The organism is Mitsuokella sp. oral taxon 131 str. W9106, from assembly GCF_000469545.1.
GTDB lineage: Bacteria > Bacillota > Negativicutes > Selenomonadales > Selenomonadaceae > AWVT01.
The window spans coordinates 137,721-160,150 of the sequence record NZ_KI273058.1 but is presented as its reverse complement, the minus strand read 5'-3'; the positions used below and the strand labels follow the sequence as shown (position 1 = coordinate 160,150).

The 22,430-nt window shown below is 59.7% G+C and carries 22 protein-coding genes; 2 read left to right on the top strand and 20 right to left on the bottom strand.

Annotation, left to right across the window (positions count from 1 at the left end):
- Nucleotides 1–13: 13 nt before the first annotated feature.
- The 7 genes from lpxK to lpxC all read right to left on the bottom strand — a co-directional run bounded on the left by lpxK (nt 14) and on the right by lpxC (nt 8,673).
- Complete coding sequence (gene lpxK, locus HMPREF1985_RS05075) at nt 14–2,515, bottom strand: tetraacyldisaccharide 4'-kinase (protein ID WP_021771430.1); 2,502 nt, start codon at nt 2,513–2,515, stop codon at nt 14–16.
- A 15-nt stretch (nt 2,516–2,530) separates the two neighbouring features.
- Complete coding sequence (locus HMPREF1985_RS05070) at nt 2,531–4,255, bottom strand: ABC transporter ATP-binding protein (protein WP_021771429.1); 1,725 nt, start codon at nt 4,253–4,255, stop codon at nt 2,531–2,533.
- Nucleotides 4,256–4,291: 36 nt separating this feature from the next.
- Nucleotides 4,292–5,443 carry a lipid-A-disaccharide synthase gene (gene lpxB / locus HMPREF1985_RS05065; RefSeq protein ID WP_040637136.1) on the bottom strand — a complete coding sequence of 384 codons (1,152 nt, stop codon included), beginning with the start codon at nt 5,441–5,443 and terminating at the stop codon, nt 4,292–4,294.
- Nucleotides 5,444–5,521: 78 nt separating this feature from the next.
- On the bottom strand, nt 5,522–6,325 hold the full coding sequence (locus tag HMPREF1985_RS05060; RefSeq protein ID WP_040637254.1) for an LpxI family protein: 804 nt from the start codon (nt 6,323–6,325) through the stop codon (nt 5,522–5,524).
- Between the two features lie 36 nt (nt 6,326–6,361).
- The gene (gene lpxA, locus HMPREF1985_RS05055) at nt 6,362–7,174 is read right to left on the bottom strand and encodes an acyl-ACP--UDP-N-acetylglucosamine O-acyltransferase (RefSeq protein ID WP_021771426.1); all 813 of its coding nucleotides are present in this window, start codon (nt 7,172–7,174) and stop codon (nt 6,362–6,364) included.
- Nucleotides 7,175–7,354: 180 nt separating this feature from the next.
- Nucleotides 7,355–7,795 (bottom strand): 3-hydroxyacyl-ACP dehydratase FabZ, encoded by a 441-nt coding sequence (gene fabZ / locus HMPREF1985_RS05050; RefSeq protein ID WP_040637134.1) that lies wholly within the window; start codon nt 7,793–7,795, stop codon nt 7,355–7,357.
- A 50-nt stretch (nt 7,796–7,845) separates the two neighbouring features.
- Entirely contained in the window at nt 7,846–8,673 is an 828-nt protein-coding gene (gene lpxC / locus HMPREF1985_RS05045; protein WP_021771424.1) for a UDP-3-O-acyl-N-acetylglucosamine deacetylase, read from the bottom strand.
- Nucleotides 8,674–8,825: 152 nt separating this feature from the next.
- On the opposite strand from lpxC, the gene HMPREF1985_RS05040 reads away from it, so the two are divergent.
- A complete protein-coding gene (locus HMPREF1985_RS05040) occupies nt 8,826–10,013 on the top strand; it encodes an iron-containing alcohol dehydrogenase (RefSeq protein WP_021771423.1) in 1,188 nt (395 codons plus the stop codon).
- A gap of 79 nt (nt 10,014–10,092) precedes the next feature.
- Here the strand turns inward: HMPREF1985_RS05040 and HMPREF1985_RS05035 are convergent, their stop codons facing one another.
- From HMPREF1985_RS05035 to HMPREF1985_RS04980, 12 genes are all read right to left on the bottom strand, one after another.
- On the bottom strand, nt 10,093–10,527 hold the full coding sequence (locus tag HMPREF1985_RS05035) for a F0F1 ATP synthase subunit epsilon (protein WP_021771422.1): 435 nt from the start codon (nt 10,525–10,527) through the stop codon (nt 10,093–10,095).
- 3 nt (nt 10,528–10,530) lie between these two features.
- Nucleotides 10,531–11,940 (bottom strand): F0F1 ATP synthase subunit beta, encoded by a 1,410-nt coding sequence (atpD, locus tag HMPREF1985_RS05030; protein ID WP_021771421.1) that lies wholly within the window; start codon nt 11,938–11,940, stop codon nt 10,531–10,533.
- Between the two features lie 12 nt (nt 11,941–11,952).
- Nucleotides 11,953–12,807, bottom strand: coding sequence for an ATP synthase F1 subunit gamma (gene atpG, locus HMPREF1985_RS05025; protein WP_040637132.1), 855 nt, complete (start codon nt 12,805–12,807; stop codon nt 11,953–11,955).
- Between the two features lie 17 nt (nt 12,808–12,824).
- The gene (atpA, locus tag HMPREF1985_RS05020; RefSeq protein WP_021771419.1) at nt 12,825–14,342 is read right to left on the bottom strand and encodes a F0F1 ATP synthase subunit alpha; all 1,518 of its coding nucleotides are present in this window, start codon (nt 14,340–14,342) and stop codon (nt 12,825–12,827) included.
- A gap of 23 nt (nt 14,343–14,365) precedes the next feature.
- Nucleotides 14,366–14,911: an ATP synthase F1 subunit delta gene (gene atpH, locus HMPREF1985_RS05015; RefSeq protein WP_021771418.1), complete on the bottom strand. Its 546-nt coding sequence runs from the start codon at nt 14,909–14,911 to the stop codon at nt 14,366–14,368.
- Complete coding sequence (gene atpF / locus HMPREF1985_RS05010; protein WP_021771417.1) at nt 14,905–15,408, bottom strand: F0F1 ATP synthase subunit B; 504 nt, start codon at nt 15,406–15,408, stop codon at nt 14,905–14,907. Before atpF ends, atpH begins: the two co-directional genes overlap by 7 nt.
- 39 nt (nt 15,409–15,447) lie before the next feature.
- Nucleotides 15,448–15,705 carry a F0F1 ATP synthase subunit C gene (atpE, locus tag HMPREF1985_RS05005; protein WP_021771416.1) on the bottom strand — a complete coding sequence of 86 codons (258 nt, stop codon included), beginning with the start codon at nt 15,703–15,705 and terminating at the stop codon, nt 15,448–15,450.
- Nucleotides 15,706–15,755: 50 nt separating this feature from the next.
- Complete coding sequence (gene atpB / locus HMPREF1985_RS05000; protein ID WP_021771415.1) at nt 15,756–16,427, bottom strand: F0F1 ATP synthase subunit A; 672 nt, start codon at nt 16,425–16,427, stop codon at nt 15,756–15,758.
- Nucleotides 16,428–16,460: 33 nt separating this feature from the next.
- Nucleotides 16,461–16,832 (bottom strand): hypothetical protein, encoded by a 372-nt coding sequence (locus HMPREF1985_RS04995; RefSeq protein WP_021771414.1) that lies wholly within the window; start codon nt 16,830–16,832, stop codon nt 16,461–16,463.
- 215 nt (nt 16,833–17,047) lie between these two features.
- Nucleotides 17,048–17,281, bottom strand: coding sequence for an AtpZ/AtpI family protein (locus tag HMPREF1985_RS04990; RefSeq protein WP_021771412.1), 234 nt, complete (start codon nt 17,279–17,281; stop codon nt 17,048–17,050).
- A 185-nt stretch (nt 17,282–17,466) separates the two neighbouring features.
- Nucleotides 17,467–18,624, bottom strand: a complete 1,158-nt coding sequence (gene wecB, locus HMPREF1985_RS04985) for a non-hydrolyzing UDP-N-acetylglucosamine 2-epimerase (protein WP_021771411.1) — start codon at nt 18,622–18,624, stop codon at nt 17,467–17,469.
- A 27-nt stretch (nt 18,625–18,651) separates the two neighbouring features.
- The gene (locus tag HMPREF1985_RS04980; RefSeq protein ID WP_021771410.1) at nt 18,652–19,704 is read right to left on the bottom strand and encodes a glycosyltransferase family 4 protein; all 1,053 of its coding nucleotides are present in this window, start codon (nt 19,702–19,704) and stop codon (nt 18,652–18,654) included.
- A 288-nt stretch (nt 19,705–19,992) separates the two neighbouring features.
- Here HMPREF1985_RS04980 and HMPREF1985_RS04975 point away from each other — a divergent pair, with 288 nt between their 5' ends.
- A complete protein-coding gene (locus tag HMPREF1985_RS04975) occupies nt 19,993–21,249 on the top strand; it encodes a diaminopimelate decarboxylase family protein (RefSeq protein ID WP_021771409.1) in 1,257 nt (418 codons plus the stop codon).
- A gap of 84 nt (nt 21,250–21,333) precedes the next feature.
- On the opposite strand, the gene pfkA is transcribed toward HMPREF1985_RS04975, so the two are convergent.
- Nucleotides 21,334–22,299, bottom strand: a complete 966-nt coding sequence (pfkA, locus tag HMPREF1985_RS04970) for a 6-phosphofructokinase (protein ID WP_021771408.1) — start codon at nt 22,297–22,299, stop codon at nt 21,334–21,336.
- Nucleotides 22,300–22,430: the final 131 nt, after the last annotated feature.

Genomic DNA, 22,430 nt, shown 5'->3' with positions numbered 1-22,430 from the left:
CTATCCTTTCTTTTCATTCTTTTGCGCTCTTTTGCGCTGACCACGCCGTGAGATTCTCCTCCAGGAGCGCGTCCCACGCCTGCGCCCCCTCGCCAAAGGCGACTTCGACGCTGATGACGTAGACGGGGACCGACCACTTCTGCCGCGCGACATCGGCAGGGATCTTGACGGCATCTTTCTCCGTGATGACGATCGCCTCGACATCGCGCCGCTCCGCCTGACCGAACACGCCCGTCATCTCCGACATCGTGTAGTCGTGATGGTCGGGATAGCGCAGGCTCTCGACGATGACGGCGCCGAGCGAAGCGAGCGTCTGTTCAAAGGAAGCGGGGTTGCCGATCGCGGAGACCGCCATGATCCGCTTGCCCTTGATGTGTGAGACGTCGATGCCCTCGCCCGCGATATTCGTATACCACTCGGCAAGCGGAACGAAGCAGCGCGGATGGTGAACGCTCTCGACAATCTGCGCGCGCGCGTTGTACCGTTTCACCGTCTCCTTGATGTAGGCGCACGCACCGTCCTCTGCCTGATCCACCTTCGTGAGCAGGCAGACGTCGGCGCGGTCGATATGCGAGATCGGCTCGCGCAGCGTGCCGCGCGGCAGGATATGCCCGTTGCCGAAGACGTTGACGGCGTCGATGAGCAGGATGTCGAGATCGCGTGCGAGCTGCCAGTGCTGGTAGCCGTCATCGAGGATTGCGACCTGTGCGCCGAAGTGCTCGATCGCGTAGCGTCCCGTCTTGGCACGCTCCGTGCCGATGAGCACGGGAACGTCCGGCAGGTGCTTTGCGAGCATGTACGCCTCATCGCCCGCCTCCGCTGCGTCCATGTGGAGCTTCCCGCCGTCGGAGACGATGCCGACCTCGCCGCGCCACTTCGCGCGGTAGCCGCGGTTCAGGATGACGACGCGGTAGCCCATGCTGCGGATATCGCGCGCGAGCCGCTGCGCCGTCGGCGTCTTGCCCGTGCCGCCGACCGTCACATTGCCGAGGCTGATGACGAAGCAATCGAGGTGCTTCCGTGCAAAGAGCCCGTGACGATAGCCTGCGAGCCGCGCATTCAAAAGCAAGCGGTAGAGAATCGAGAATGCGTACAAGACGAGGAGCAGCACGTTCTTGAAGAAGCCATCGACGTTCTTGCTGTGCACGAGGTCAATGAAATACGTCTGGAAGTTCGTAAGCTTCTGCGTCGCGCGCACGCGGTGCAGATTCTCCGCCTGGCTCTCGTAGGCGTCGAGCATCTCGCGCAGGAGGATCGCGGACTTGCGCGACGCCCCCTTGTTCTCGCGCACGATGGCAAGCGACTCTTTCTCCATGCGGCGCCGATGGGATGGATCATCAAAGAGGTGCGCGACTTCGCGCGAAAGCTCCGCCGCATCGTGTACCGTGATGCAGGCGTCGCGCTTCATGAAGAGCGCGTGCGTATCCTTGAAGTTAAACATATTGTGCCCGACGACGATCGCCTTGCCGTGCGCCGCCGGTTCCAAAATATTATGGCCGCCGTGCGGCACGAGGCTGCCGCCGACGTAGACGACGTCGGCGATGCTGTAGATGCGGCCGAGCTCGCCGATCGTGTCGAGGATGACGACATCGCTCGCCTTGCCTTCTCCTTTTTGCAGCTCCGTGCGCCGCGCGACGGAAAAGCCCGCATTCCTGCAGATATGGCTGACCTCCGCCACGCGCAGGAGCTCGCGCGGCGCAATGACGAGACGCGCCTTCTTATGCGTCTCCCTTACCGCACGAAATGCCTGCAGGACGAACGCCTCTTCGCCGCGGTGTGTCGAACCCGCAAGGAAAATGCCGTCACTGCCTGCGAGCTGCATCGCCTCGATGAGCGTTTCCTTTTCTTCGGCGCTCACATCCGTATACGTCTGATCGAATTTCGTATTGCCCGTGACCGTCACGAGTTCTTCCGGCGCGCCGAGGCGCTTGATGTACGCCGCATCGATCGGCGACTGCATCGCGAATACCTTGACCGTGCCGATCATGTCGCGCAGCAAGCTGCGCAGGTACTTGTACTGGCGCACGCTCTTGTCGCTGATGCGCCCGTTGACCATCATGACGGGGATGTGGAGCTTGCGCGCCGTCTTCAGGAAATTCGGCCAAAGCTCCGTCTCAACGGGCAGGAATACGCGCGGCCGGATCCGCTTCAGAACGTGCCCTGCAAGCCACGGCAGGTCAAGTGGGAAGTAGATGATCGCATCCGCGTCCTTGATGATGCGGTTTGCCATCTCGTAGCCGCTCGTCGTGACGACGGAAACGAGGATGGGACGCTTCGGGAATTCCTTACGGAATTCCCTGATGAGCGGGCTCGTCGCGACGATCTCGCCGACGGATGCCGCGTGCACCCAGATGCAGTCCGTCTTCTCGGCCTTGTCGAGCGCATGCTCCGGGAAAAAGCCGAAACTCTGCCGTATGCGCTCGACGAAGCCGCGTTCCCGGACGGCGCGGATGAGAAACATCGGGATGATCAGCAGCACGATCAAAAGCCCCGCTACGTTGTAGAGTATCTGCATTGCTGCGTTCCCTTCTCAGTCCTGTTTGAACTGGATGTTGTATAGGTTGCTGTAGAGTCCGCCCATCGCGAGCAGCTCCTCATGCGTTCCATGCTCCCTGACGTGGCCGTCGTCAATGACGAAGATCTGATCGGCATGGAAGATCGTCGAGAGGCGATGCGCGATGACAAACGAGGTGCGCCCGACCATGAGGTGGTCGAGCGCAGCCTGCACGATCTTCTCGCTCTCCGTATCGAGTGCCGACGTCGCCTCATCGAGGATGAGGATGCGCGGGTTCTTGAGGATCGCGCGCGCGATTGCGATGCGCTGGCGCTGTCCGCCGGAGAGCGAGAGCCCGCGCTCGCCGATCTCCGTATCGTAGCCCGCATCGAGTTCCCGGATAAAGGCGTCGGCATTCGCCGCGCGCGCCGCCGCTTCGACCTCCGCATCCGTCGCATCAAGCCTGCCGTAGCGGATATTCTCGCGCACCGTCGTCGAGAACAGCATGGTCTCCTGCGGCACGATGCCGATCTGCTCGCGAAGCGAGCCGACCGTCACGTCGCGGATATCCCGTCCGTCAATGAAAATGGCACCGAACGTCACCTCGTAGAAGCGCGGAATGAGGTTCGCGATCGTCGATTTCCCCGCGCCAGAAGGTCCGACAAACGCGATCATCTGACCGGGCTTCGCCTCAAGGCTGACGTCCGAGAGCGCGAGCACGCCTTCCTTGTAGCCGAACGACACGTGATCGAACTCGACGTGCCCGTGCGTCTCGGGCATGGGCCTTGCGTCGGGGCGGTCGGCGATCGTCTCCTCCAAATCGATGACCGCAAAGACGCGGTCGACGGCTGCCATCGCGCGCTGCATGTTGCCGTAGACACGCGAGAGGCGCTTGACGGGGTTCGCGAGGTTGACGGCGTACGTCAGGAACGCGACGAGCGCACCTGCCGTGATGGTGCCCTCGACGACTTCGTATCCGCCGAACCATACGATGACCGTGACGGAAATCGCCGCGAGAAACTCGACCGACGGCGTCAAAAGGCTCGTGAGCTGCACGTTCTTCATCGCCGCCTGGAAATTGAGCTCGTTCTGCCTGCAGAAGCGCTTGATCTCGTAGTCCTCGCGCACGAACGACTTCACGACGCGAATCGACGAGATGCTCTCCTGCAGCAGCGATGTAATGTCCGCCATGCGCTCCTGTATGATCGTGCCGTTGCGCTTGATCTTGCGTCCGAATATCTTCATCGCCTGTCCGACAAGCGGTATGACGACGAGCGTCAGGAGCGAGAGCTTCCAGTCGAGCACGACCATGAGGACGAGTGAGCCGATGAGGATCGAGCCCTCCGTGACGAGCTCGATGAGCTGGTCGACGAGCGCCGATTGGATCGCGGCGACATCGTTCGTGATGTAGCTCATCGTCTCGCCCGTCTGGTGCTTGTCGAAGTACGCCATCGGCATGCGCTGGAACTTGCGGAACATGACCTCGCGCACATCGATGATGACCTTCTGCCCGATAAAGGAAACGAGATACGACTGCCCGTAGAAGAAAATGCCGCGCAGGAAAAACACGACGACGATGCCGATGCAGATCGCATTGAGCATCATCATATCCTTTTCTGCGAGTACCTTGTCGATCATGTCCTTGATGATCCACGGTAGGTAAAGATTCGCGCCTGCCGCGAGGATGATACAGATGACGGCGAGGACGAACTGCCTGAGGTAAGGCCGCATGTACTTGAGCAGCCGCTTGTAGTTTTTCATCTTTGCTCCTGAATCGACTTCGACCAGTCTTTTGTTTTAATCTTTCGTTCCCGTCTTGCTGTGCCGCGCCGCCGCGAGGATCCGCTCCGCGATGCGCCCCGCTGCGCCCGGTGCGCCGAGTCGTGCGGCGGCCTTCCTGAGCTTTGCCGTGACCGCAGCACGGTTCGGATTGCCGCGGTAAAGGCGCTCCAGCTCATCCGCGATGCGCTTCGGCTCGACTTCATCCTGCAAAAGCTCAGGCTGGATCCGCTCCCCCATGAGGATATTCGGCAGCGTGAAGTGATCGATGTGGACGAGTGCGCGTCCGATCCAGTAATTGAGCCATGAGAGGCGGTAAACCGTCACGCAGGGCATGCCCATGAGCGCCGCTTCCATGACGACCGTCCCCGACGCTGCGACCGCCGCGTCGGCAATCGCCATGAGCGCGTAGCGGTTCTCGCGGACGAGCGTGACGGGAACGCCTGCCGCCTCGATTTTCGCTTGGATCACGTTCTCATAGGAAGCGTCTGCGACCGGCAGAAAGAAACGCGTGTCCGCGCGGCGCGCCAAGAGGATTTTCGCCGCACCGAGCATCGGGCCGAGCAGCATCGTAATCTCCTGCCTGCGGCTTCCCGGCATGAGGAGCACGATGTGCTCGCCCTCCGGCGCGCCGAAAAACGCCCGCGCCGCCTCCGGCTGGATCTCCGCCCGCACGGTATCGACGAGCGGATTGCCGACGAATGCGATCTTGGCACCCGCCGCCTCGTACGGCGGCAGCTCGTGCGGGAAAATCGCGACGAACTCGTCCGCGATCTTTGCGCAGTCCTTCGCGCGCCCCTTGCGCCACGCCCAGGCCGAAGGCGGGATGTAGGAAAATACGGGAATGCCAAGCGCCTTCGCACGCCTGGCAAGCCGCCAGTTAAAATCCGGGTAGTCGATGATCACGAGGAGGTCAGGTCGCTCGCGCTTCATGAAGGCTGTGAGGGCATCGAGCAGCTTCATGATGCGGCAGAAATTTTGAATGACCTCGAGAACGCCCATGACGTTGTAATCGGCAAAATTCCGAAAGAGGCGGACGCCGGCACGTTCCATGCGCGCGCCGCCGAACCCAATGAGCTCCACACGCGGCTCCTTTTCATGGATGGCATGCGCGAGGCGCTCGCCGTGCAGGTCGCCGGAGACCTCGCCCGCCGACAGCATGATCTTCATCTCTTCCCCTGCTTTCCCACCAAAAGCCGAAAGAGACGCGGCGTTTACACCAGCGCCGCGCCTTTTCATTCCGCGTTTTCAGATTGCCGCTATCGCGATGTCGTGCTCCGCCGCGAGCTTCAGGACTTCCTCGCGCTCGACGAGGAGCGTCTTCCCCGCTTCGATGGCGAGCGCCGTGCAGCCGCTCCCTGCCATCGAGCGAATCGTCTGTGCGCCGACCGACGGCACGTCGAAGCGGTCATCTTGTGATGGCTTTGCCGTCTTGACGACGACGGCGCCGCCGTGCGCGAGCGCACCGCCGCGGCGAATGCAGGCATCCGTTCCCTCGATCGCCTCGAGCGCCATGACCGCCGCGTTCCTGACGACGACCGTCTGTCCGATATCGAGCCGTCCAAGTTCCTTCGCCACGTCGAATCCGTACGCCATATCCGCCTTTTCCTCAGCCGTCGGCTCACGCTTCGAGATCGTTCCCTTCGCCGGCATCAGGGGGCGGATGAGCGCCGTCTGGTCGACCGCCTCAATGCCCGCATTCGCGAGCTCGCGGACGAACATCATCATGATCGTATCGTCGTTGCGGTCGGGAAGCGACAGGATGAGCTGGAGCATGCGCGCGTCGGGCTGGATCCTGCCCGAAAACAGGATCTCCTTCGTGACCTTGCCGATCATCGTGACCTTGCGGACGCCTTTTTCCTTCAAATGGTTCAAAATCGCATCGATATGCCCGATGCTGATCTCTGCGTAATCCGCCACAACGCCTGCAAGCGCCTTGTCCGTCTCCGGCAGCAGTGCGATGCCTACGACCTCGATGCCCATGGCGCGCGCCGCCTCGGCACACGCGACAGGCAGTTTGCCGGCGCCCGCCAGCAGTCCGATTTTCTCCATGCCCATTCCTCCGAACACGCGATAACGCATTTACGATTATTCCCGGTCGCGCCGCTCGCGGCAGATGCCGCGGTCAGCGTTGCGCAAAAAGCGCAGGAAGTGCTCGACTTCCTCGCACGGATCGACCTCCTGCTCAATGAGCTTGATCGCCTGCTGCAGCGTAAGTCCCGAACGGTAAAGCAGCTTGTACGCCTGCTTGATCGAGCGGCGCGATTCGCTGCTGATGCCGGCACGCGAGATGCCGACGGCGTTGAGACCGACGACTTTCGCCGGATGCCCGTCCACGATCGTGTACGGCACGACGTCCTGCGTGAGCTTCGCCATGCCGCCGACCATCGCATTGCGGCCGACCTTGACGAACTGGTGGATGCCCGCCATGCCGCCGATGACGGCGCGGTCCTCGATGATCGCGTGCCCCGCAAGGCTTGCGACGTTCGACATGATGACGTGATTGCCAACGACACAGTTGTGCGCAACATGCGTGAGCGCCATCAGAAGGCAGTCGCTCCCGACACGCGTCTCCTCGCCCTCGCCCGTCGCACGGTGCACCGACGCGCCTTCGCGGATCTTCGTGCGGTCGCCGATGAAGACGTAACTCTTCTCGCCCTTGAATTTGAGATCCTGCGGCTCTTCGCCGATCGATGCCCCTTGGTAAATACGGCAGTCCCTGCCGATGCGCGTCCAGCCCGTAATGACGACGTGCGGCCCGATGACCGTACCCTCGTCGATCTCCACGTTCTCTCCAATGACGGAGTACGGCCCGATCTCCACATTCTTTGCGATGTGGGCGCCTGGCGCGACGACGGCCGTCTCGTGTATGTAGGCAACGACCTTGCTATCTATGCTCATCTGCTCCAACTCCTTAACTCTAGCATCAAGCCAAGCGCTCGATGCAGTCCGGCAGCTATGTCCTTCTTTCTATACTCTCGAAACGAGTTCCGTTTTTCGTATATCGTTTGCCAGCAAATCCGGACGTCTTTCAAGCTAAGCTAAAATTATCCTCCGTTATATGCCAAAATCCATGCATTTTCAGATGTTTTCGTCCTTTTTCAAGGCGAACTTGAAATCTGCCGATGCCACGATCTGACCGTCGACATAGCCGTCGCAGTGCAGGATCCCAAAATCGCCGCGCACGCGCACGATCTCCGCCTTCGTCACGAGCTGGTCGCCCGGCACGACGGGACGCTTAAATTTGACGTGCTCCATGCCGCCGAAGAGCGCGATCTTGCCGCGGTGTTCCTCCGGGTAGAGCATGGCAACGCCGCCGACCTGCGCCATGGCCTCGAGGATCAGGACGCCCGGCATGATCGGATGATCGGGGAAATGGCCGAGAAACTGCGGCTCGTTCATCGTGATGTTCTTGATGCCCGTCGCCGACTTGAACGGCTCGATCTCCGTGATCCGGTCGACGAGGAGCATCGGCGGGCGATGCGGCAAAATCTTTTTGATCTCATTGATGTCCAATACCATAGCAAACTTCTCCCTTTTATCGTATCTGCCTTGCAGGTGCCTTGCCAAAGTCAGCCGAGCGATGCGGCGATCTGCTTTGCGAGCGCCGTATTGAGCGCATGGCCCGAAGCCGCCGCGATGACGTGCCCGCGGATGATCCCCGCGAGACGCAGGTCGCCGATCACATCGAGGATCTTATGGCGCACGAGCTCATCTGCAAAGTGAAGCGGGTTGATCCATCCCTCGTCGTTGTAGACGATGACGTTTTCGAGCGATCCGCCGAGCCCGAGCCCCATCTCGCGGAGCTGGTCGATCTCTTTCTCGTAGGCGATCGTGCGGGCGGGTGCGATTTCCCTGCGGTACGTCTGCGCGTCAATGTGAAAGTCCTCGTACTGCGTTCCGATGAGCTTATGCGGGTTGAGCGAGATGAAGCTCACGCGGAACCCGTCGTACGGAAGCGCCATGACGAAGCGGCCCGTCGCCTCATCGTCGATGCGGCAGACGCGGTCGATGACGATTTCATGGCGCTCGGAGCGGAGTTCCTCAATGCCCGCCGATTCGATAAGGTCGAAATACGCGAGCGACGAGCCGTCCGCGACAGGCGGTTCCTCCGCATTGAGCTCGACGCATACGTTATCGATGCGATGCGCATGAAGCGCACTCATGAGGTGCTCGATCGTAAAGACCTTGACCCCATTCTCTTCGACTGTCGTCGCGCGAAGCGTCGACGTGACGTTCGCCGCGCGCGCGTGGATTTGCCTGCCGCCTGCATCCGTGCGCACGAATACAATCCCCGTATCCGCAGGCGCAGGCAAGAGCCGCATCGAGACCTCGCGCCCGGAGTGCAGCCCGATCCCTCGGTAGGAGACGTCCTTCTTTATGGTTGTCTGACGTTGCAATAATAGCCCCCCAAACCAATACCTATTTTCTTTATTTTACTAGACTACCGTAATTCATGCAAGCATCGAACATCTTTTCCCAAAAACTTTGTGAAAATTAGGCATTCGTGTATAATAGAGCTATAGCTTCGATACATGGAGGAGGAATTGCCATGCAGGGTTTTGATTTCAAATGTCCGACGGAGGTCGTCTTCGGCGCACACGCCGAGGAACGTATTGCCGAAAAGCTGCGCGCCTACGGCGCAGCGCGCGTTTTCATCGTCTACGGCGGCGGCAGCGTCATCAGGACGGGGCTGCTTTCGCACATCGAGCGCCTGCTCACGGCAGGCGGGCTCGCCTTCCGCGTGCTCGGCGGCGTACAGCCGAACCCGCGCGTCTCGCTCGTGCGCGAGGGCGTGCGCGAGGCGATCGCGTTCGGGGCGAACTTCATCCTCGCCGTCGGCGGCGGCAGCGTCATCGACTCGGCAAAGGCAATCGCGCACGGTGCGAGCAACCCCGAGACGGATGTATGGGATTTCTGGACGGGCCGCGCAAAGCTCGAAAAGACGATGCCATTCGGCTCTGTGCTGACACTTGCGGCAGCGGGCAGCGAGACGAGCGACAGCGCCGTGCTCACGAATGAGGACATGCAGCAGAAACTCGGGCTCAATACCGCACTCAACCGTCCCGTCATCGCCTTCCTAAATCCGGAGCTCGCGTTCACTGCGCCGAAGCGCCAAATTGTCTGCGGCATCAGCGATATCCTCATGCACACGATAGAGCGCTACTTCACAAACGTCAAACAGCCAAACGTTTTTTCCGATCGCGTCGCCGAATCGCTTCTGACGACCGTCATGGACGCCTCGCACACTGCGGTTAAGAATCCGCATGACTACGACGCGATGAGCGAAATCATGTGGTGCGGCAGCGTGTCGCACTGCAATCTCACCGAGCTCGGACGCGGAAAAGACTTCACCGTGCACCGTCTCGGCCATCCCTTGAGCGCCCGCTACGACGCGACGCATGGCGCGACGCTCACGGCGCTTTGGCCGAGCTGGGCAGCGTACGTCTACAAGGACGATGCGAGCCGTTTCGCGCAGTTTGCGAAGCGGCTCTTCGGCATCACGGACGGCACGGAGGAAGAACGCGCCCGCGCGGGGATCGCGCACATGAAGGCGTACTTCGAGGAACTCGGGATGCCGGCAAACCTTCCGGCGCTGCTCGGCCATCCGCTCGGCAAAGCGGACATCGAACGGCTCGCAGACGACGCGACAGCAGGCGGCACAAAGAAGCTCGGCTCGTTCCACCCTATCGCAAAGAAAGAGGCGATCGCGATTTACACGCTCGCGAACCAAGCGTGACATAAAATCGCAGCCATGAAAAGAGCGCTGCACCGCAGAAGCCTACGATGCAGCGCCTTTTTATGCGCAAAGCAATATGTTATTCCTCGAAATTCATGCCTGCCGCACGAAGGCGCGTCAGGGCACGGCGCAACGCGAGCTGTGCGCGCGTGATATCGATGTCTTCCGACGCGGGAGAGCCTTGATGGAACTCGGCGATACGCTGTTTCGCGCGATCCATCGCGCTCTTCGCGCGGTTGATGTCGATATCGATCGGCTGCTCGGCTGCCGTCGCGAGGACGGTGATCTTCTCAGGCGTGACTTCCATGAAGCCGCCGGCGACTGCGATGAGCTGCTCGTCGCGATCCGCGCCGAAGCGCACGCGCATGACGTGCGGCTCAAGCCCCGTGACGAGCGGCGCATGCTTCGGCAGGATGCCGAGCTCGCCGCCCGTCGAGCGGACGATGAGCATGCCGATATCCGCCGAATAGACCACTTTGTCGGGAGAGACAATCTCTAGCTTGATCGTCGCCATAGATTATCCCTCCTCTTGAATCTTCTTCGCTTTCTCCACAGCCTCATCGATGTTGCCGACCATATAGAACGCGTTCTCCGGCAGGTCATCGTACTTGCCTTCGAGGATCTCCTTGAAGCCGCGCACGGTTTCCTTGAGCGGAACGTACTTGCCCGGCGAGCCCGTGAACACCTCTGCGACGAAGAACGGCTGTGAGAGGAAACGCTGGATCTTGCGCGCGCGCGAGACGGTCAGCTTGTCCTCATCGGAGAGCTCTTCCATGCCGAGGATCGCGATGATGTCCTGCAGTTCCTTGTACTTCTGCAGGACCGCCTGCACGCCGCGCGCGACCTGATAGTGCTCCTCGCCGATGACCTCCGGCGAGAGGATGCGGCTCGTCGAATCGAGCGGATCGACGGCAGGATAGATGCCGAGCTCTGCGATCTGGCGCGAAAGGACCGTCGTCGCATCGAGATGCGTGAACGTGCCGGCAGGCGCCGGGTCGGTAAGATCGTCGGCAGGGACGTAGACGGCCTGGACGGACGTGATCGAACCTTCCTTCGTCGAAGTGATGCGCTCCTGCAGGGCGCCGATATCCGTCGAGAGTGTCGGCTGGTAGCCAACGGCGGACGGCATGCGGCCGAGCAGTGCGGAGACCTCCGAACCTGCCTGAATGAAACGGAAGATATTGTCGACAAAGAGCAGCACGTCCTGATGCTGCACATCGCGGAAGTACTCTGCCATCGTAAGCCCCGTCAGCGCAACGCGCATACGCGCTCCCGGCGGCTCGTTCATCTGCCCGTAGACGAGCGCCGTCTTGTCGATGACGCCCGACTCCGTCATTTCGCCCCAAAGGTCGTTGCCCTCACGCGTACGCTCGCCGACACCCGCGAATACGGAATAGCCGCCATGCTCCGTTGCGATGTTATGGATGAGCTCCATGATAAGGACCGTCTTGCCGACACCTGCACCGCCGAAGAGCCCCGTCTTGCCGCCCTTGGAGTACGGCGCGATGAGGTCAACGACCTTGATGCCTGTCTCCAAGACTTGGGCACTCGTTTCCTGCTCGTCGAATTTCGGTGCGGGGCGATGGATCGGCCAAAACTCCTTGTTGCCGACCGGTGCGGGATTGTGATCGACCGTCTTGCCGAGGACGTTGAACACGCGGCCGAGGCATTCCTGGCCAACGGGAACCTTGATCGGTGCCCCCGTGTCTTCTGCCTCCATGCCACGCATGAGACCGTCCGTCGAGCTCATGGCGATGCAGCGCGTGACGCTGTCGCCAAGGTGCTGCATGACTTCGACGACGAGGTCAATGTCGACGCTCGTCTTGCCCTTGATGGTGACTGCATTTAGGATTTCCGGCAGCTCGCCCGCCGGAAACTCAATATCTACGACAGGTCCGATGACCTGTACGACTTTCCCTTTTGCCAATGGTAAGCCTCCTTACTTTAGCGCTTCGGCGCCGCCCACGATCTCGGTAATCTCGCGCGTGATGCCGGCCTGGCGAACTTTGTTGTAGTAGAGATCCAGCTTGCCCATGAGCTCTTCGGCATTGTCCGTCGCATTGCTCATGGCGTTCATGCGGGAGCTGAGCTCGCTTGCGGCGGACTGAAGCTGCGCCGCATAGAGGGCCGTGCAGATGTACTGCGGCAGGAGCGCGCCAAGCACCGTCGCTGCATCCGGCTCATAGATGTACTCTGCCTGCGGCCCTTCGGCCTTTTGCCCCTCCGCCACGAATGGCAGGAGCTTTTCGGTCTGCGGCTCGCAGCTGATCGCAGAGATGAATTTCGTGTAGATCATGACGACCTCGCGGTAAGCCCCGCTCTCGTAACGCTTCATGAGATCGAGTGCGATCCTGCGGGCGTTCTCGAAGTCCGGGCGCTCGCTGATGCCGATGTAGCTCGCGACGACGTTGTAGCCACGGTTCTTGAAATGGCTCGTGCCCTTGCGTCCGCAGACGATGAGATCGGCGTCTGCCTTGTCCGCAATGACGGCCTGTGCCGCCTTGCAGGCATTGCTCGAATACGCGCCCGCCAGACCTTTGTCGCTCGTGATGAGCAGGACGAGTCCCTTGCCTTCGGCGTGCGTCTCGAGAAGCGGATGCTTCAAATCCCTGCCCGCCTTCCCTGCGATGTCCTGCACGACCTGCATGACTTTTTCCGCGTAGGGACGGTTGGCCTGTGCCATTTCCTTTGCGTGGCGCAGGCGCGAGGTCGCGACCATGTTCATGGCGCTCGTAATCTGCTTGGTGCTCTTTACGCTTCGGATGCGATGGCGGATGTCTTGTAAGCTAGCCAAAAAGAATCACCTCGCCTTTAAGCCATTTTATACGTCAGCGTTTCCTTGAACTCCTCGATTGCCTTCTTGAGATCTGCCTCAAGCGCATCGTCGAGCTTCTTTTGCTCGAGGATTTTCGCGGGGATCTCAGGATGCTGCGCCTTCATAAACTTCAGGAATTCCGCATGGAACTCGACGACTCTCTCGACCGGGATATCCACAAGGTACCCGCGAACCGCCGTGAAGATGATCATGACCTGCTCTTCGACGAGCAACGGACTGTACTGCGCCTGCTTGAGCGTCTCGACCATGCGAGCGCCGCGGTCGAGCTGTGCCTTCGTTGCGGCATCGAGGTCGGAAGCGAACTGCGAGAACGCTGCGAGCTCGCGGTACTGCGCAAGATCGAGGCGCATCGTGCCCGCGACCTGCTTCATCGCCTTGATCTGCGCCGAGCCGCCGACACGCGAGACGGAAAGACCGACGTTGATGGCAGGGCGGATGCCGGAGTAGAACGCATCCGACTCGAGCATGATCTGGCCATCGGTGATGGAGATGACATTCGTCGGGATGTATGCCGAGAGATCGCCTGCCTGCGTCTCGATGATCGGCAGTGCCGTGATCGAGCCGCCGCCGAGCTCGTCGCTGAGCTTTGCCGCGCGTTCGAGGAGACGGGAGTGCAAGTAGAAGACATCGCCCGGATACGCCTCACGTCCCGGCGGGCGGCGGAGCAGAAGCGACATGGCGCGGTATGCGGCCGCGTGCTTCGTAAGATCGTCGTATACGCAGAGGCAAGCCTTTCCCTGGTACATAAAGTGCTCTGCCATCGCAACGCCCGCATACGGTGCGAGGTACTGCAGCGGCGAACTGTCCGCTGCCGTTGCCGCGACGACGATGCTGTATTCCATGGCACCGCGCTCTTCGAGCGTCTTGACAACGCGTGCGACCGTCGACGCCTTCTGTCCGATGGCAACGTAGACGCAGATGCAGTGCTGCCCCTTTTGGTTGAGGATCGTATCGACGGCGATTGCCGTCTTGCCGATGCCGCGGTCGCCGATGATGAGCTCGCGCTGTCCGCGGCCGATCGGGACGAGTGCATCGATCGCCTTGAGGCCCGTCTGCAGCGGCTCCTTGACCGGCTTGCGGTCCGCGATGCCCGGTGCGGGGTACTCGACCGGACGCGACTCCGTCGTCTGGATCGCGCCCTTGCCGTCGATCGGACGCCCGAGCGCGTCGACGACGCGGCCGATCATGGCCTCGCCGACGGGAACCTGCATGATGCGTCCCGTACGCTTGACCTGCGATCCTTCTTTGATTTCCGTCTCGCCGCCCAAGAGAACGGCACCGACGTTGTCCTGCTCTAGGTTCAGGACGAGACCGTATATATCGTTGCCGAAATCGAGCAGCTCGCCCGCCATGGCCTTATCGAGGCCGTGGATATGCGCGATGCCGTCACCGATTTCGATAACCGTGCCAACATCATCGACGTTCAAGTCCACATCGTAGTTCTTGATCTGCTGCTTGATGATGGCCGTTATTTCTTCCGGATTCATTTTCATACTTCACTGTCACCCCAGTTTCATCACATGGTTTTCACGAGCAGTTCCTTGCGCATGGTTTCGAGACGGCCTGCCACACTGCCGTCGATGCGGCGATCGCCGATCTTGACGACGGCGCCGCCGATAAGCGCGGCATTCTCGTGGAGGCGAAGCTCCACCTTCTTGCCCGTCACCTGCGCGAGTTTCTCTCGGATGCGCTTCTGCTGCGCAGCGGATGCCGGGCTTGCCGTCGTCACGTCTGCAATCAGGATTCCCCTTGCCTTATTGGAAAGCGCACGGTACTCGTCCTCGATTGCGCCAATGAGCGCAAAGCGGTGCTTATCCACCAAGAGGAGGAGGAAATGGTAGACATTCCGTGAGAGTTCGCCGTCAAAGAGCTTCTTCAGCAGATCCTTCTTTGTCTTCGTCTCAATCTGCGGATTGGTGAGGAACGCGATCGCCTGCGGGACGGACTCAAGCCCTTCGCGCACGCTCTTCAGCTCCTCGCCATACGCCTCAAGTTTGCCTTCCTCCTGTGCGATCTCGAAGATCGCATTGGAATACTTGCGTGCAAGCTGTACGTTTAGCATGGCAGATCCCCAATCTTATCCTTGTCGAGCCTATCGACGAATTCGGCGACGAGCTTCTCATTCTCTTTCTCGTCCATGTTCTTCGCGATAATCTTGCCTGCCGCTGCCATCGAAAGCGCAACGACCTCGGCGCGAAGCTGCGTGACGGCCTGCTCGCGCTCGCGCGCGATCTCAGCCCTTGCCGAGCTGCGCATCTGCTCGATCTCCGTCTTGACGGCGGCGCGCTGCGCCTCGCGCTCTTCGCCCGAACGGCGTTCGGCGTTCTTCACGATCTCCTCCGCCTTGGCATTCGCCTGTGCGAGCTTCTCCTTGTACTGCGTGAGGAGCTTGTCTGCCTCCGCCACATCCGCATCCGCCTTGTCGAGGCTTTCCTGGATCTTGTCCTGGCGCGCTTTGAGCATCTTTACGACCGGCTTATATGCCACAGCACGAAGAAGAATGGCGAGCAACACGAAGTTTAAGATCTGCGCGAAAAAAGTCGCGTTTAATTCTATCAATTTGCTATGCCCCCTTCAAAGGTACTCGATGGAACAAGCTTATTTGAGGAGCGGGTTCGCATAGAGCAGGATGAGCGCGATGACCGTCGCGATGATCGCCATTGCCTCGATGAGGCCGACGGAAATCAGCGTATTCGTGAAGAGCGTGTTCTTCGCTTCCGGCTGGCGTGTAATGCCTTCGATGAAGCGAGCCGTTACGAGTCCATCGCCGATGCCTGCGCCGACTGCTGCAAGCCCCATTGCAATGCCTGCGCCGATAAGTGCGCCGAGAACCATAATTGCATGTGCGTTTTCCATGAAAAATCCTCCTTAAAGTAAGTACATAAGAATGGGTTGGGCAGAGGAAATCACTCTTCCTCTTTCTTCACTGCGTTGGACAGATACGCCATCGAAAGCATCGTGAAGACGATGGCCTGCACCCCGCCGATGAACACGCTGAACGCGAGCCAAAGGACGGCGGGAATCGGCATCCAGATCGGCACGAGTTTCAAGAGGACGATGATCAGGATCTCGCCCGCAATGATATTGCCGAACAGACGCAAGGACAACGTGAGTGGCTTTGCCAGTTCCTCGATCAGATTGATGATGAAGAATACAGGCGTTGGCTGGAAGAAGTGGCCGATGTAATGGCCGCCCTTCTTGACAACGCCGAGCACATGCACCATCACGATGATGAGGAGCGCAAGCCCCAGCGTGGTGTTCCAGTCATTCGTCGGCGATGCCAAGAATGGGATGAGCCCCAGCCAGTTCGACACGAGCAGGAACAAAAAGAGCGAGAAGATAAGCGGTGCCAAGAACCGGCCACGCTCTCCCATCATCGCGTCGATCTGTCCATCCACCCACTCGACAGCCATCTCCACTACGATCTGCCAGCCTGACGGCACAAGGCTGAGCTTGCGCGTTGCAAGGTATGCGATCAGCAGGACGATTGCCATGGCGAGCCATGTCATGGTCAGCGTCTCCCAGTTAAAGGTATAGCCGGCAAATTGCACTGTTTCGCGAACACCGATTTCATGCATTTACCTCAACCTCCCTCCCAGACAAACGTCTGGTCATCGTTTTGCAAGATTCATGTAGGCGAGCACGGAAAAGGCGAGCCCGTAGCAGACGAGGAAGCCAAGCGCCGCGACAAGAAAGGCGTGCTCGGAAATCCGCGCAGCGACGGAGAAGAGCAAAAAGAGGACGAGCAGCCGAAAGGCAAGCCCCCGCATCATCTGCCGCTTCGCGCGGCCAGGCACTGCTGTGAGCCGCCATAGCCGCATCGCCATATCCCAGACAAACACCAGCGCGACCGCATACCCAAACGCAAGCAGGGGGATGAGTTTCGCCTCTCCCCTTGCGAGGAGCATGCTTCCCATCATCACCGTTGCCACGAAAAGGGCAAGCGCGAGCCGGCGCATGAATCCTGAAAAAAATTGTCTCATATTCCTCCTTCGGCGTTCATGACCGCCGCAGACGAATATTCGGATAGGGCTTGCCGGCAATCACCGGCACCCCCATGTAAAAAGTATACTTCGACACGGAGAAAAAGAAAACCTTTTTTTAACAAATCCTAAAAATATTTTCGCTTATTCGTTTCATTTTTATGATAAACTGCCTTTATCTTATATAATAAATTACATTTATCATCATAAACGGCCTAAACCAAACCCATCCGCTTGAGCTGGCGAAAGAGCGTGTATATCGCGCATGGGAATCCTACGAGAATCCCCGTGAACTTTCCCTTCGCGCCAAGCGCAAATGTCTCGTCGGCGAGATTGCCCAAATAGACGCAGATGCCGACAAAGACGACGAGGTAGATGCCAACGCCGCCGAGCACGGAAAACGCCTTGACGGCCTGCAGCAGGCCCTCGTGCTTCGTTTTTTCTTCCATCTCTTTGTGCTCCCGTTGCCAAAAGCCAAAAGCCCTCCGATTCTCCTAAAGGCATCCGCTTGCCAAACGCATTCATTTGGGCAAAACGACCCGGCCGGATCATCAGAGGGCTTTCTTGCATGCGGCCTCGCTGCAGCGCGCCCATGTCCATGCGTGCACTGCAGCGAGGCCTTACGGGCATGACCTCATGCCATAAACACGTCGGGACGATCTTCTGCCAAGTGGAAATGATAGAGGATCGCCTCGATGATGCGGCGCGCCGCCTGCCCGTCTCCGTAGGGATTGACCGCCTCCGCCATACGGCTGTACGCCGCCTCGTCCACGAGGAGGCGCTTCGTCTCCTCGTAGACGCGCGCGCAGTCCGTTCCGATAAGCTTCACCGTGCCCGCCGAAACGGCTTCGGGGCGCTCCGTCGTGTCGCGCAGGACGAGGACGGGCTTGCCGAGCGCAGGCGCCTCCTCCTGCACGCCGCCCGAATCCGTCAGGATGATATGCGCGCGGTGCATGAGGTTCGCAAACGGCTCGTAGTCGAGCGGATCAATGAGCTTGACGTTGCGGAGCCCGCCGAGCTCCTCGTTGACGATCTCGCGCACTTTCGGATTCCTGTGGACGGGGAACACGATCTCCACATCGTCGAACTCGTTCACGAGCCGACGGAGCGCCCTGTAAACGTGGCGCATCGGCTCGCCGAGGTTCTCGCGGCGGTGCGTCGTCACGAGAATGACACGCTTTTTGCCAAACTCGACCTGCTTCAAGCGGTCATCATCGAATGAAAACGCATCCTGCACGGTATGGTGGAGCGCGTCGATGACCGTGTTGCCCGTCACGAAAATCGTCTCAGGCGGCACGTTCTCAGCGAGGAGATTCGCCTCCGATGTCTCCGTCGGCGCGAAATTGAGATCTGCGATGCACCCCGTGAGCCTGCGATTCATCTCTTCGGGGAACGGCGCGTATTTGTCGCCTGTGCGAAGCCCCGCTTCGACGTGACCGACAGGCGTCTGATGGTAGTATGCCGCGAGCGCGCCCGCGAACGTCGTCGTCGTGTCGCCGTGAACGAGGACGATGTCGGGCTTCTCCTTCGTCAGCACGTCGTCGAGGCCTCGCATGACCTTCGTCGTGATGTCGAAGAGCGTCTGCCCCGCCGCCATGATATCGAGATCGTAGTCCGGCTTGATCTTAAAGAGGCGAAGCACCTGATCGAGCATTTCACGGTGCTGTGCCGTCACGGCGACGACGGGCGTGATCGTATCGGGATGCTTCTGCAGCTCCAACACGATCGGCGCCATCTTGATCGCCTCCGGCCGCGTGCCGAACACCGTCATGACCTTGATCTTCTTATCCATGCAAAAGCCTCCTTGAAAGCCGAAGCCTTAATGCTGATGTGCGGAATCGTTGAGGCGGAAAATGCCGAGCTTTTTCGCGCCGAGCAGGACGGCTGCGACAACGATGAGCACGATGAGAGCCGCCGCTTGGTTGCTGACCTCCGTGAGCGCGACAGCACTGAGTCCCAAGAGCGCACTGATGACGTACATGAGAAGGACGGCCTGCCGCTGCGTAAAGCCGAGATCCAAGAGGCGATGATGGAGGTGTCCCTTGTCCGGCTTGAAGATCGGGACGCCGCCCCGATAGCGGCGCACGATCGCAAACGTCGTGTCGAGGATGGGAAGCCCGAGCGCGAGGATCGGCACGATGAGCGCGATCGTCGCCGCGCTCTTCACCGCGCCGATGACGGAAATGCCCGCGAGCATGAAGCCGAGGAACATACTGCCTGAATCGCCCATGAAAATGCGCGCCGGATTGAAGTTATAGTAGAGAAAGCCGACCGCCGCGCCCGCAATCGCTGCCGTCAAAATGGCGACAAGGAGAATGCCCTGCTGCAGCGCGACGAGGCAAATCGTGATCGCGGCAATCATCGAGACGCCGGCTGCAAGACCGTCAAGCCCATCGATGAGGTTGACCGTGTTCGTAAGACCGACCAGCCAAAAAATCGTCGCAGGCGCCGCAAACGCCTCGAGGAAAATGTAGTCGCCGAACGGATCGGTGACGAAATCGATGCGCACATCAAAGGCGAAGACGAGGACAGAAGCCGCCATGATCTGCCCGAGCAGCTTGACCTTCGCAGGGAGGTTCTTATAGTCGTCGATGATGCCGACGAGCACGATGATCGATCCGCTCACGAGAAGCCCAATCATTTCGCCCTTCGCCTCCGTCGTCAGCTCCATGAGACTGAGCACGATGCAGACGGCGACCATAAAGGCAAAGTATATGCCGATTCCGCCGATGCGCGGGATCGGATGTTTATGCACCTTGCGCGCGTCAGGCGCATCCATCGCTCCCGTTTTTGCCGCAAGCGCAATCACGGCCGGCGTGACGAGAAGCGTCACGACTGCTGCGATCATGAAGGCCAATACGTAATCCGGCATGAAAGTCGCACTCCTTTTAACATATTAGTATTAGGATAATTTGTAGGATATTTCGGATTTCACAAGAACCGCCTGCGGCAAAGTGCCGTACTTTATCGCAAACGCTCACAGTGTAATCATTCTACATCACGCCCTATGCACTGTCAATATGCAGGCCTCCTGCAAAAGCATGCGCCCATGTGGTTTTATTATAGGAATTGACAGTAGTATTCCTATTTTGTTATAATAAGTCGACATTTAAGTTGAGAGAATCATTCTCTATGATGAAAGTTTATCCGGAGGAATTTTATGAGCAAGAAGACCTTCCCCCTCTCCAGGGAGCGGCTTGAGGAACTCATCCGAACCTATCCGACGCCGTTCCACCTTTACGACGAGCGCACGATTCTCGGCAATCTCCACGCATTTCAGAATGCCTTTGCGTGGGCGCCAAAGTACCGCGAGCAATTTGCCGTCAAGGCGCTGCCGAACCCGCGCATCGTGCAGCTTCTCCATGAGGCAGGCGCCGGCACGGACAACAGCAGCATCGCCGAGCTCCTCATCTCGGATGCAGCGGGCGTCAAGGGAAGCGAGATCCTGCTGACATCGAACGACACGCCCGCTGACGAGTTCCAGAAAGCAATCGAGCTCGGCGCGACGATCAACCTCGACGACATCACGCACCTCGACTTCCTAAAGCGCGTCGCAGGACTCCCCGAAGTGCTCTGCTTCCGCTATAATCCAGGCGACCTCATGGAGGGCAACGCAATCATCGGCAAGCCGACCGAGGCGAAGTACGGCCTCACGCGCGATCAGCTCTTTGAGGGGTACCGCCGCGCGAAGGAGATGGGCGTTCGCCGCTTCGGCCTCCACACGATGGTCGCATCGAATGAGCGCCGCCCCGAGGCATTCCGCTTCACGGCGCAGCTCCTCTTCTCCCTCGCCATCGAGCTCAAGAAGCGCTGCGGCATCCATGTCGAGTTCGTCAATATCGGCGGCGGTTTCGGCATCCCCTACCGCCCCGAAGAGGAGCCGCTCGATCTTCCCGCAATCGGCGATAGCATCCACAAGCTCTACGATGAGATGATGGTGCCCGAAGGTCTCGGCGACGTCCATATGATGACCGAGTGCGGCCGCGCGATCACGGGAAATGCCGGCTGGCTCGTCTCGACCGTGCTGCACGAGAAGGACACCTACAAGCATTACATCGGGCTCGATTCCTGCATGGCAAACCTCATGCGTCCCGCGATGTATGGAGCCTACCACCACATCACGATCGCGGGCAAGGAAAACGAGCCCTGCGACCACGTCTACGACATCACGGGCTCGCTCTGCGAAAACAACGATAAGTTTGCGATCGATCGCAAGCTGCCGAAGATCGACATCGGCGACCGCGTCATCATCCATGACACAGGCGCGCACGGCAGCGCGATGGGCTTCAACTACAACGGAAAGCTTTGGTGTGCCGAGCTCCTGCTCCAGACCGATGGAAGCGTCGAGCTCATCCGCCGCGCGCAGACAGTCGAGGACTACTTCGCGACGCTCCGCTTCCCCGGCAGCATCATGTAAACGCATTTCACACGTTTGGCGGCAGACGAAAGCTCCCCTGCGGAACCAGCACATTCCGCAGGGGAGCTTTTGGGTTCCCTAGGATCATGCGAGCACGCGCGAGAGGCGCACGAGCTCCGGGTTGAGCGTTCTCTTGTTGTTGACTGCGTCAAAGAGGTTGACGCCGACAACCCGTCCTTCGTTGAAGCCGAAGACGATATTCGTCGCACCGGAGATGATCGCGAGCGCCGCCTTTTCGCCGAGCATGGACGCGCGCATGCGATCCTGCACGGATGGCGAGCCCCCGCGCTGGATGTAGCCGAGCACGGAAACGCGCGTATCGATGCCCGTCTTCTTCTCGACTTCCTTGCCGATCTCGACGGCAGAGCCGGCGCCCTCCGCAACGACGACAATGCTGTAGCGCTTGCCTTTTTCGTACATCTCCTTGAGTTCCTTGCACATCGTATCGACGTTGAACTTCACCTCCGGCACCAGGATGTACTCGGCGCCGCCTGCGATTCCGCTCATCATGGCGAGCCAGCCCGAATTGCGCCCCATGACCTCAACGAGGATGATGCGGCGGTGTGCGGATGCCGTGTCGCGCAGTTTGTTGATCGCGTCGACGATCGTGTTCGCTGCCGTATCGCAGCCGATCGTGTAATCCATGCCCCAAACGTCGTTGTCGATCGTGCCTGGAAGCCCGACGATCGGAAGTCCCGTCTCCCTCGATAGGAGGCTTCCGCCCGTGAGCGAGCCGTCGCCGCCGATGATGACAAGCCCTTCGATGCCGTGCTTCACGAGGTTGTCAAACGCCTTTTTGCGTCCCTCAGGCGTCTTGAACTCCATGCATCGCGCCGTTCCGAGGAACGTTCCGCCGCGCTGGATGAGGTCACTGACGCTGCGCGATGTAAGCTTCTCGATGTCGTCATCGACCATGCCCTGATAGCCGTTATGGATACCGTAGACCCCGACGCCTTCGTAGAGCGCCGTTCGGACGACGGCACGTGCTGCGGCATTCATGCCCGGCGAGTCGCCACCAGATGTCATTACGGCAATCGCTTTCTTAATCATGCGAACATCTCCTATGGTTGCAATAGCTTTTCGCTTGGATTAAAACGTTCTGACTCTATTGTAAAAAATTCCACTTGAAATGTAAAGGGATTTCCCAAAATCAAATGGCGGGCCAAAGACGGGCCGTGCCG

What these genes read in the sequence shown, in the direction of transcription:
- lpxK (WP_021771430.1), bottom strand. Translation starts at nt 2,515, where the DNA reads ATGCAGATACTCTACAACGTAGCGGGGCTTTTGATCGTGCTGCTGATC.
- HMPREF1985_RS05070 (WP_021771429.1), bottom strand. Translation starts at nt 4,255, where the DNA reads ATGAAAAACTACAAGCGGCTGCTCAAGTACATGCGGCCTTACCTCAGG.
- lpxB (WP_040637136.1), bottom strand. Translation starts at nt 5,443, where the DNA reads ATGAAGATCATGCTGTCGGCGGGCGAGGTCTCCGGCGACCTGCACGGC.
- HMPREF1985_RS05060 (WP_040637254.1), bottom strand. Translation starts at nt 6,325, where the DNA reads ATGGAGAAAATCGGACTGCTGGCGGGCGCCGGCAAACTGCCTGTCGCG.
- lpxA (WP_021771426.1), bottom strand. Translation starts at nt 7,174, where the DNA reads ATGAGCATAGATAGCAAGGTCGTTGCCTACATACACGAGACGGCCGTC.
- fabZ (WP_040637134.1), bottom strand. Translation starts at nt 7,795, where the DNA reads ATGGTATTGGACATCAATGAGATCAAAAAGATTTTGCCGCATCGCCCG.
- HMPREF1985_RS05040 (WP_021771423.1), top strand. Translation starts at nt 8,826, where the DNA reads ATGCAGGGTTTTGATTTCAAATGTCCGACGGAGGTCGTCTTCGGCGCA.
- HMPREF1985_RS05035 (WP_021771422.1), bottom strand. Translation starts at nt 10,527, where the DNA reads ATGGCGACGATCAAGCTAGAGATTGTCTCTCCCGACAAAGTGGTCTAT.
- atpA (WP_021771419.1), bottom strand. Translation starts at nt 14,342, where the DNA reads ATGAAAATGAATCCGGAAGAAATAACGGCCATCATCAAGCAGCAGATC.
- atpH (WP_021771418.1), bottom strand. Translation starts at nt 14,911, where the DNA reads ATGCTAAACGTACAGCTTGCACGCAAGTATTCCAATGCGATCTTCGAG.
- atpE (WP_021771416.1), bottom strand. Translation starts at nt 15,705, where the DNA reads ATGGAAAACGCACATGCAATTATGGTTCTCGGCGCACTTATCGGCGCA.
- atpB (WP_021771415.1), bottom strand. Translation starts at nt 16,427, where the DNA reads ATGCATGAAATCGGTGTTCGCGAAACAGTGCAATTTGCCGGCTATACC.
- HMPREF1985_RS04995 (WP_021771414.1), bottom strand. Translation starts at nt 16,832, where the DNA reads ATGAGACAATTTTTTTCAGGATTCATGCGCCGGCTCGCGCTTGCCCTT.
- HMPREF1985_RS04990 (WP_021771412.1), bottom strand. Translation starts at nt 17,281, where the DNA reads ATGGAAGAAAAAACGAAGCACGAGGGCCTGCTGCAGGCCGTCAAGGCG.
- wecB (WP_021771411.1), bottom strand. Translation starts at nt 18,624, where the DNA reads ATGGATAAGAAGATCAAGGTCATGACGGTGTTCGGCACGCGGCCGGAG.
- HMPREF1985_RS04980 (WP_021771410.1), bottom strand. Translation starts at nt 19,704, where the DNA reads ATGCCGGATTACGTATTGGCCTTCATGATCGCAGCAGTCGTGACGCTT.
- HMPREF1985_RS04975 (WP_021771409.1), top strand. Translation starts at nt 19,993, where the DNA reads ATGAGCAAGAAGACCTTCCCCCTCTCCAGGGAGCGGCTTGAGGAACTC.
- pfkA (WP_021771408.1), bottom strand. Translation starts at nt 22,299, where the DNA reads ATGATTAAGAAAGCGATTGCCGTAATGACATCTGGTGGCGACTCGCCG.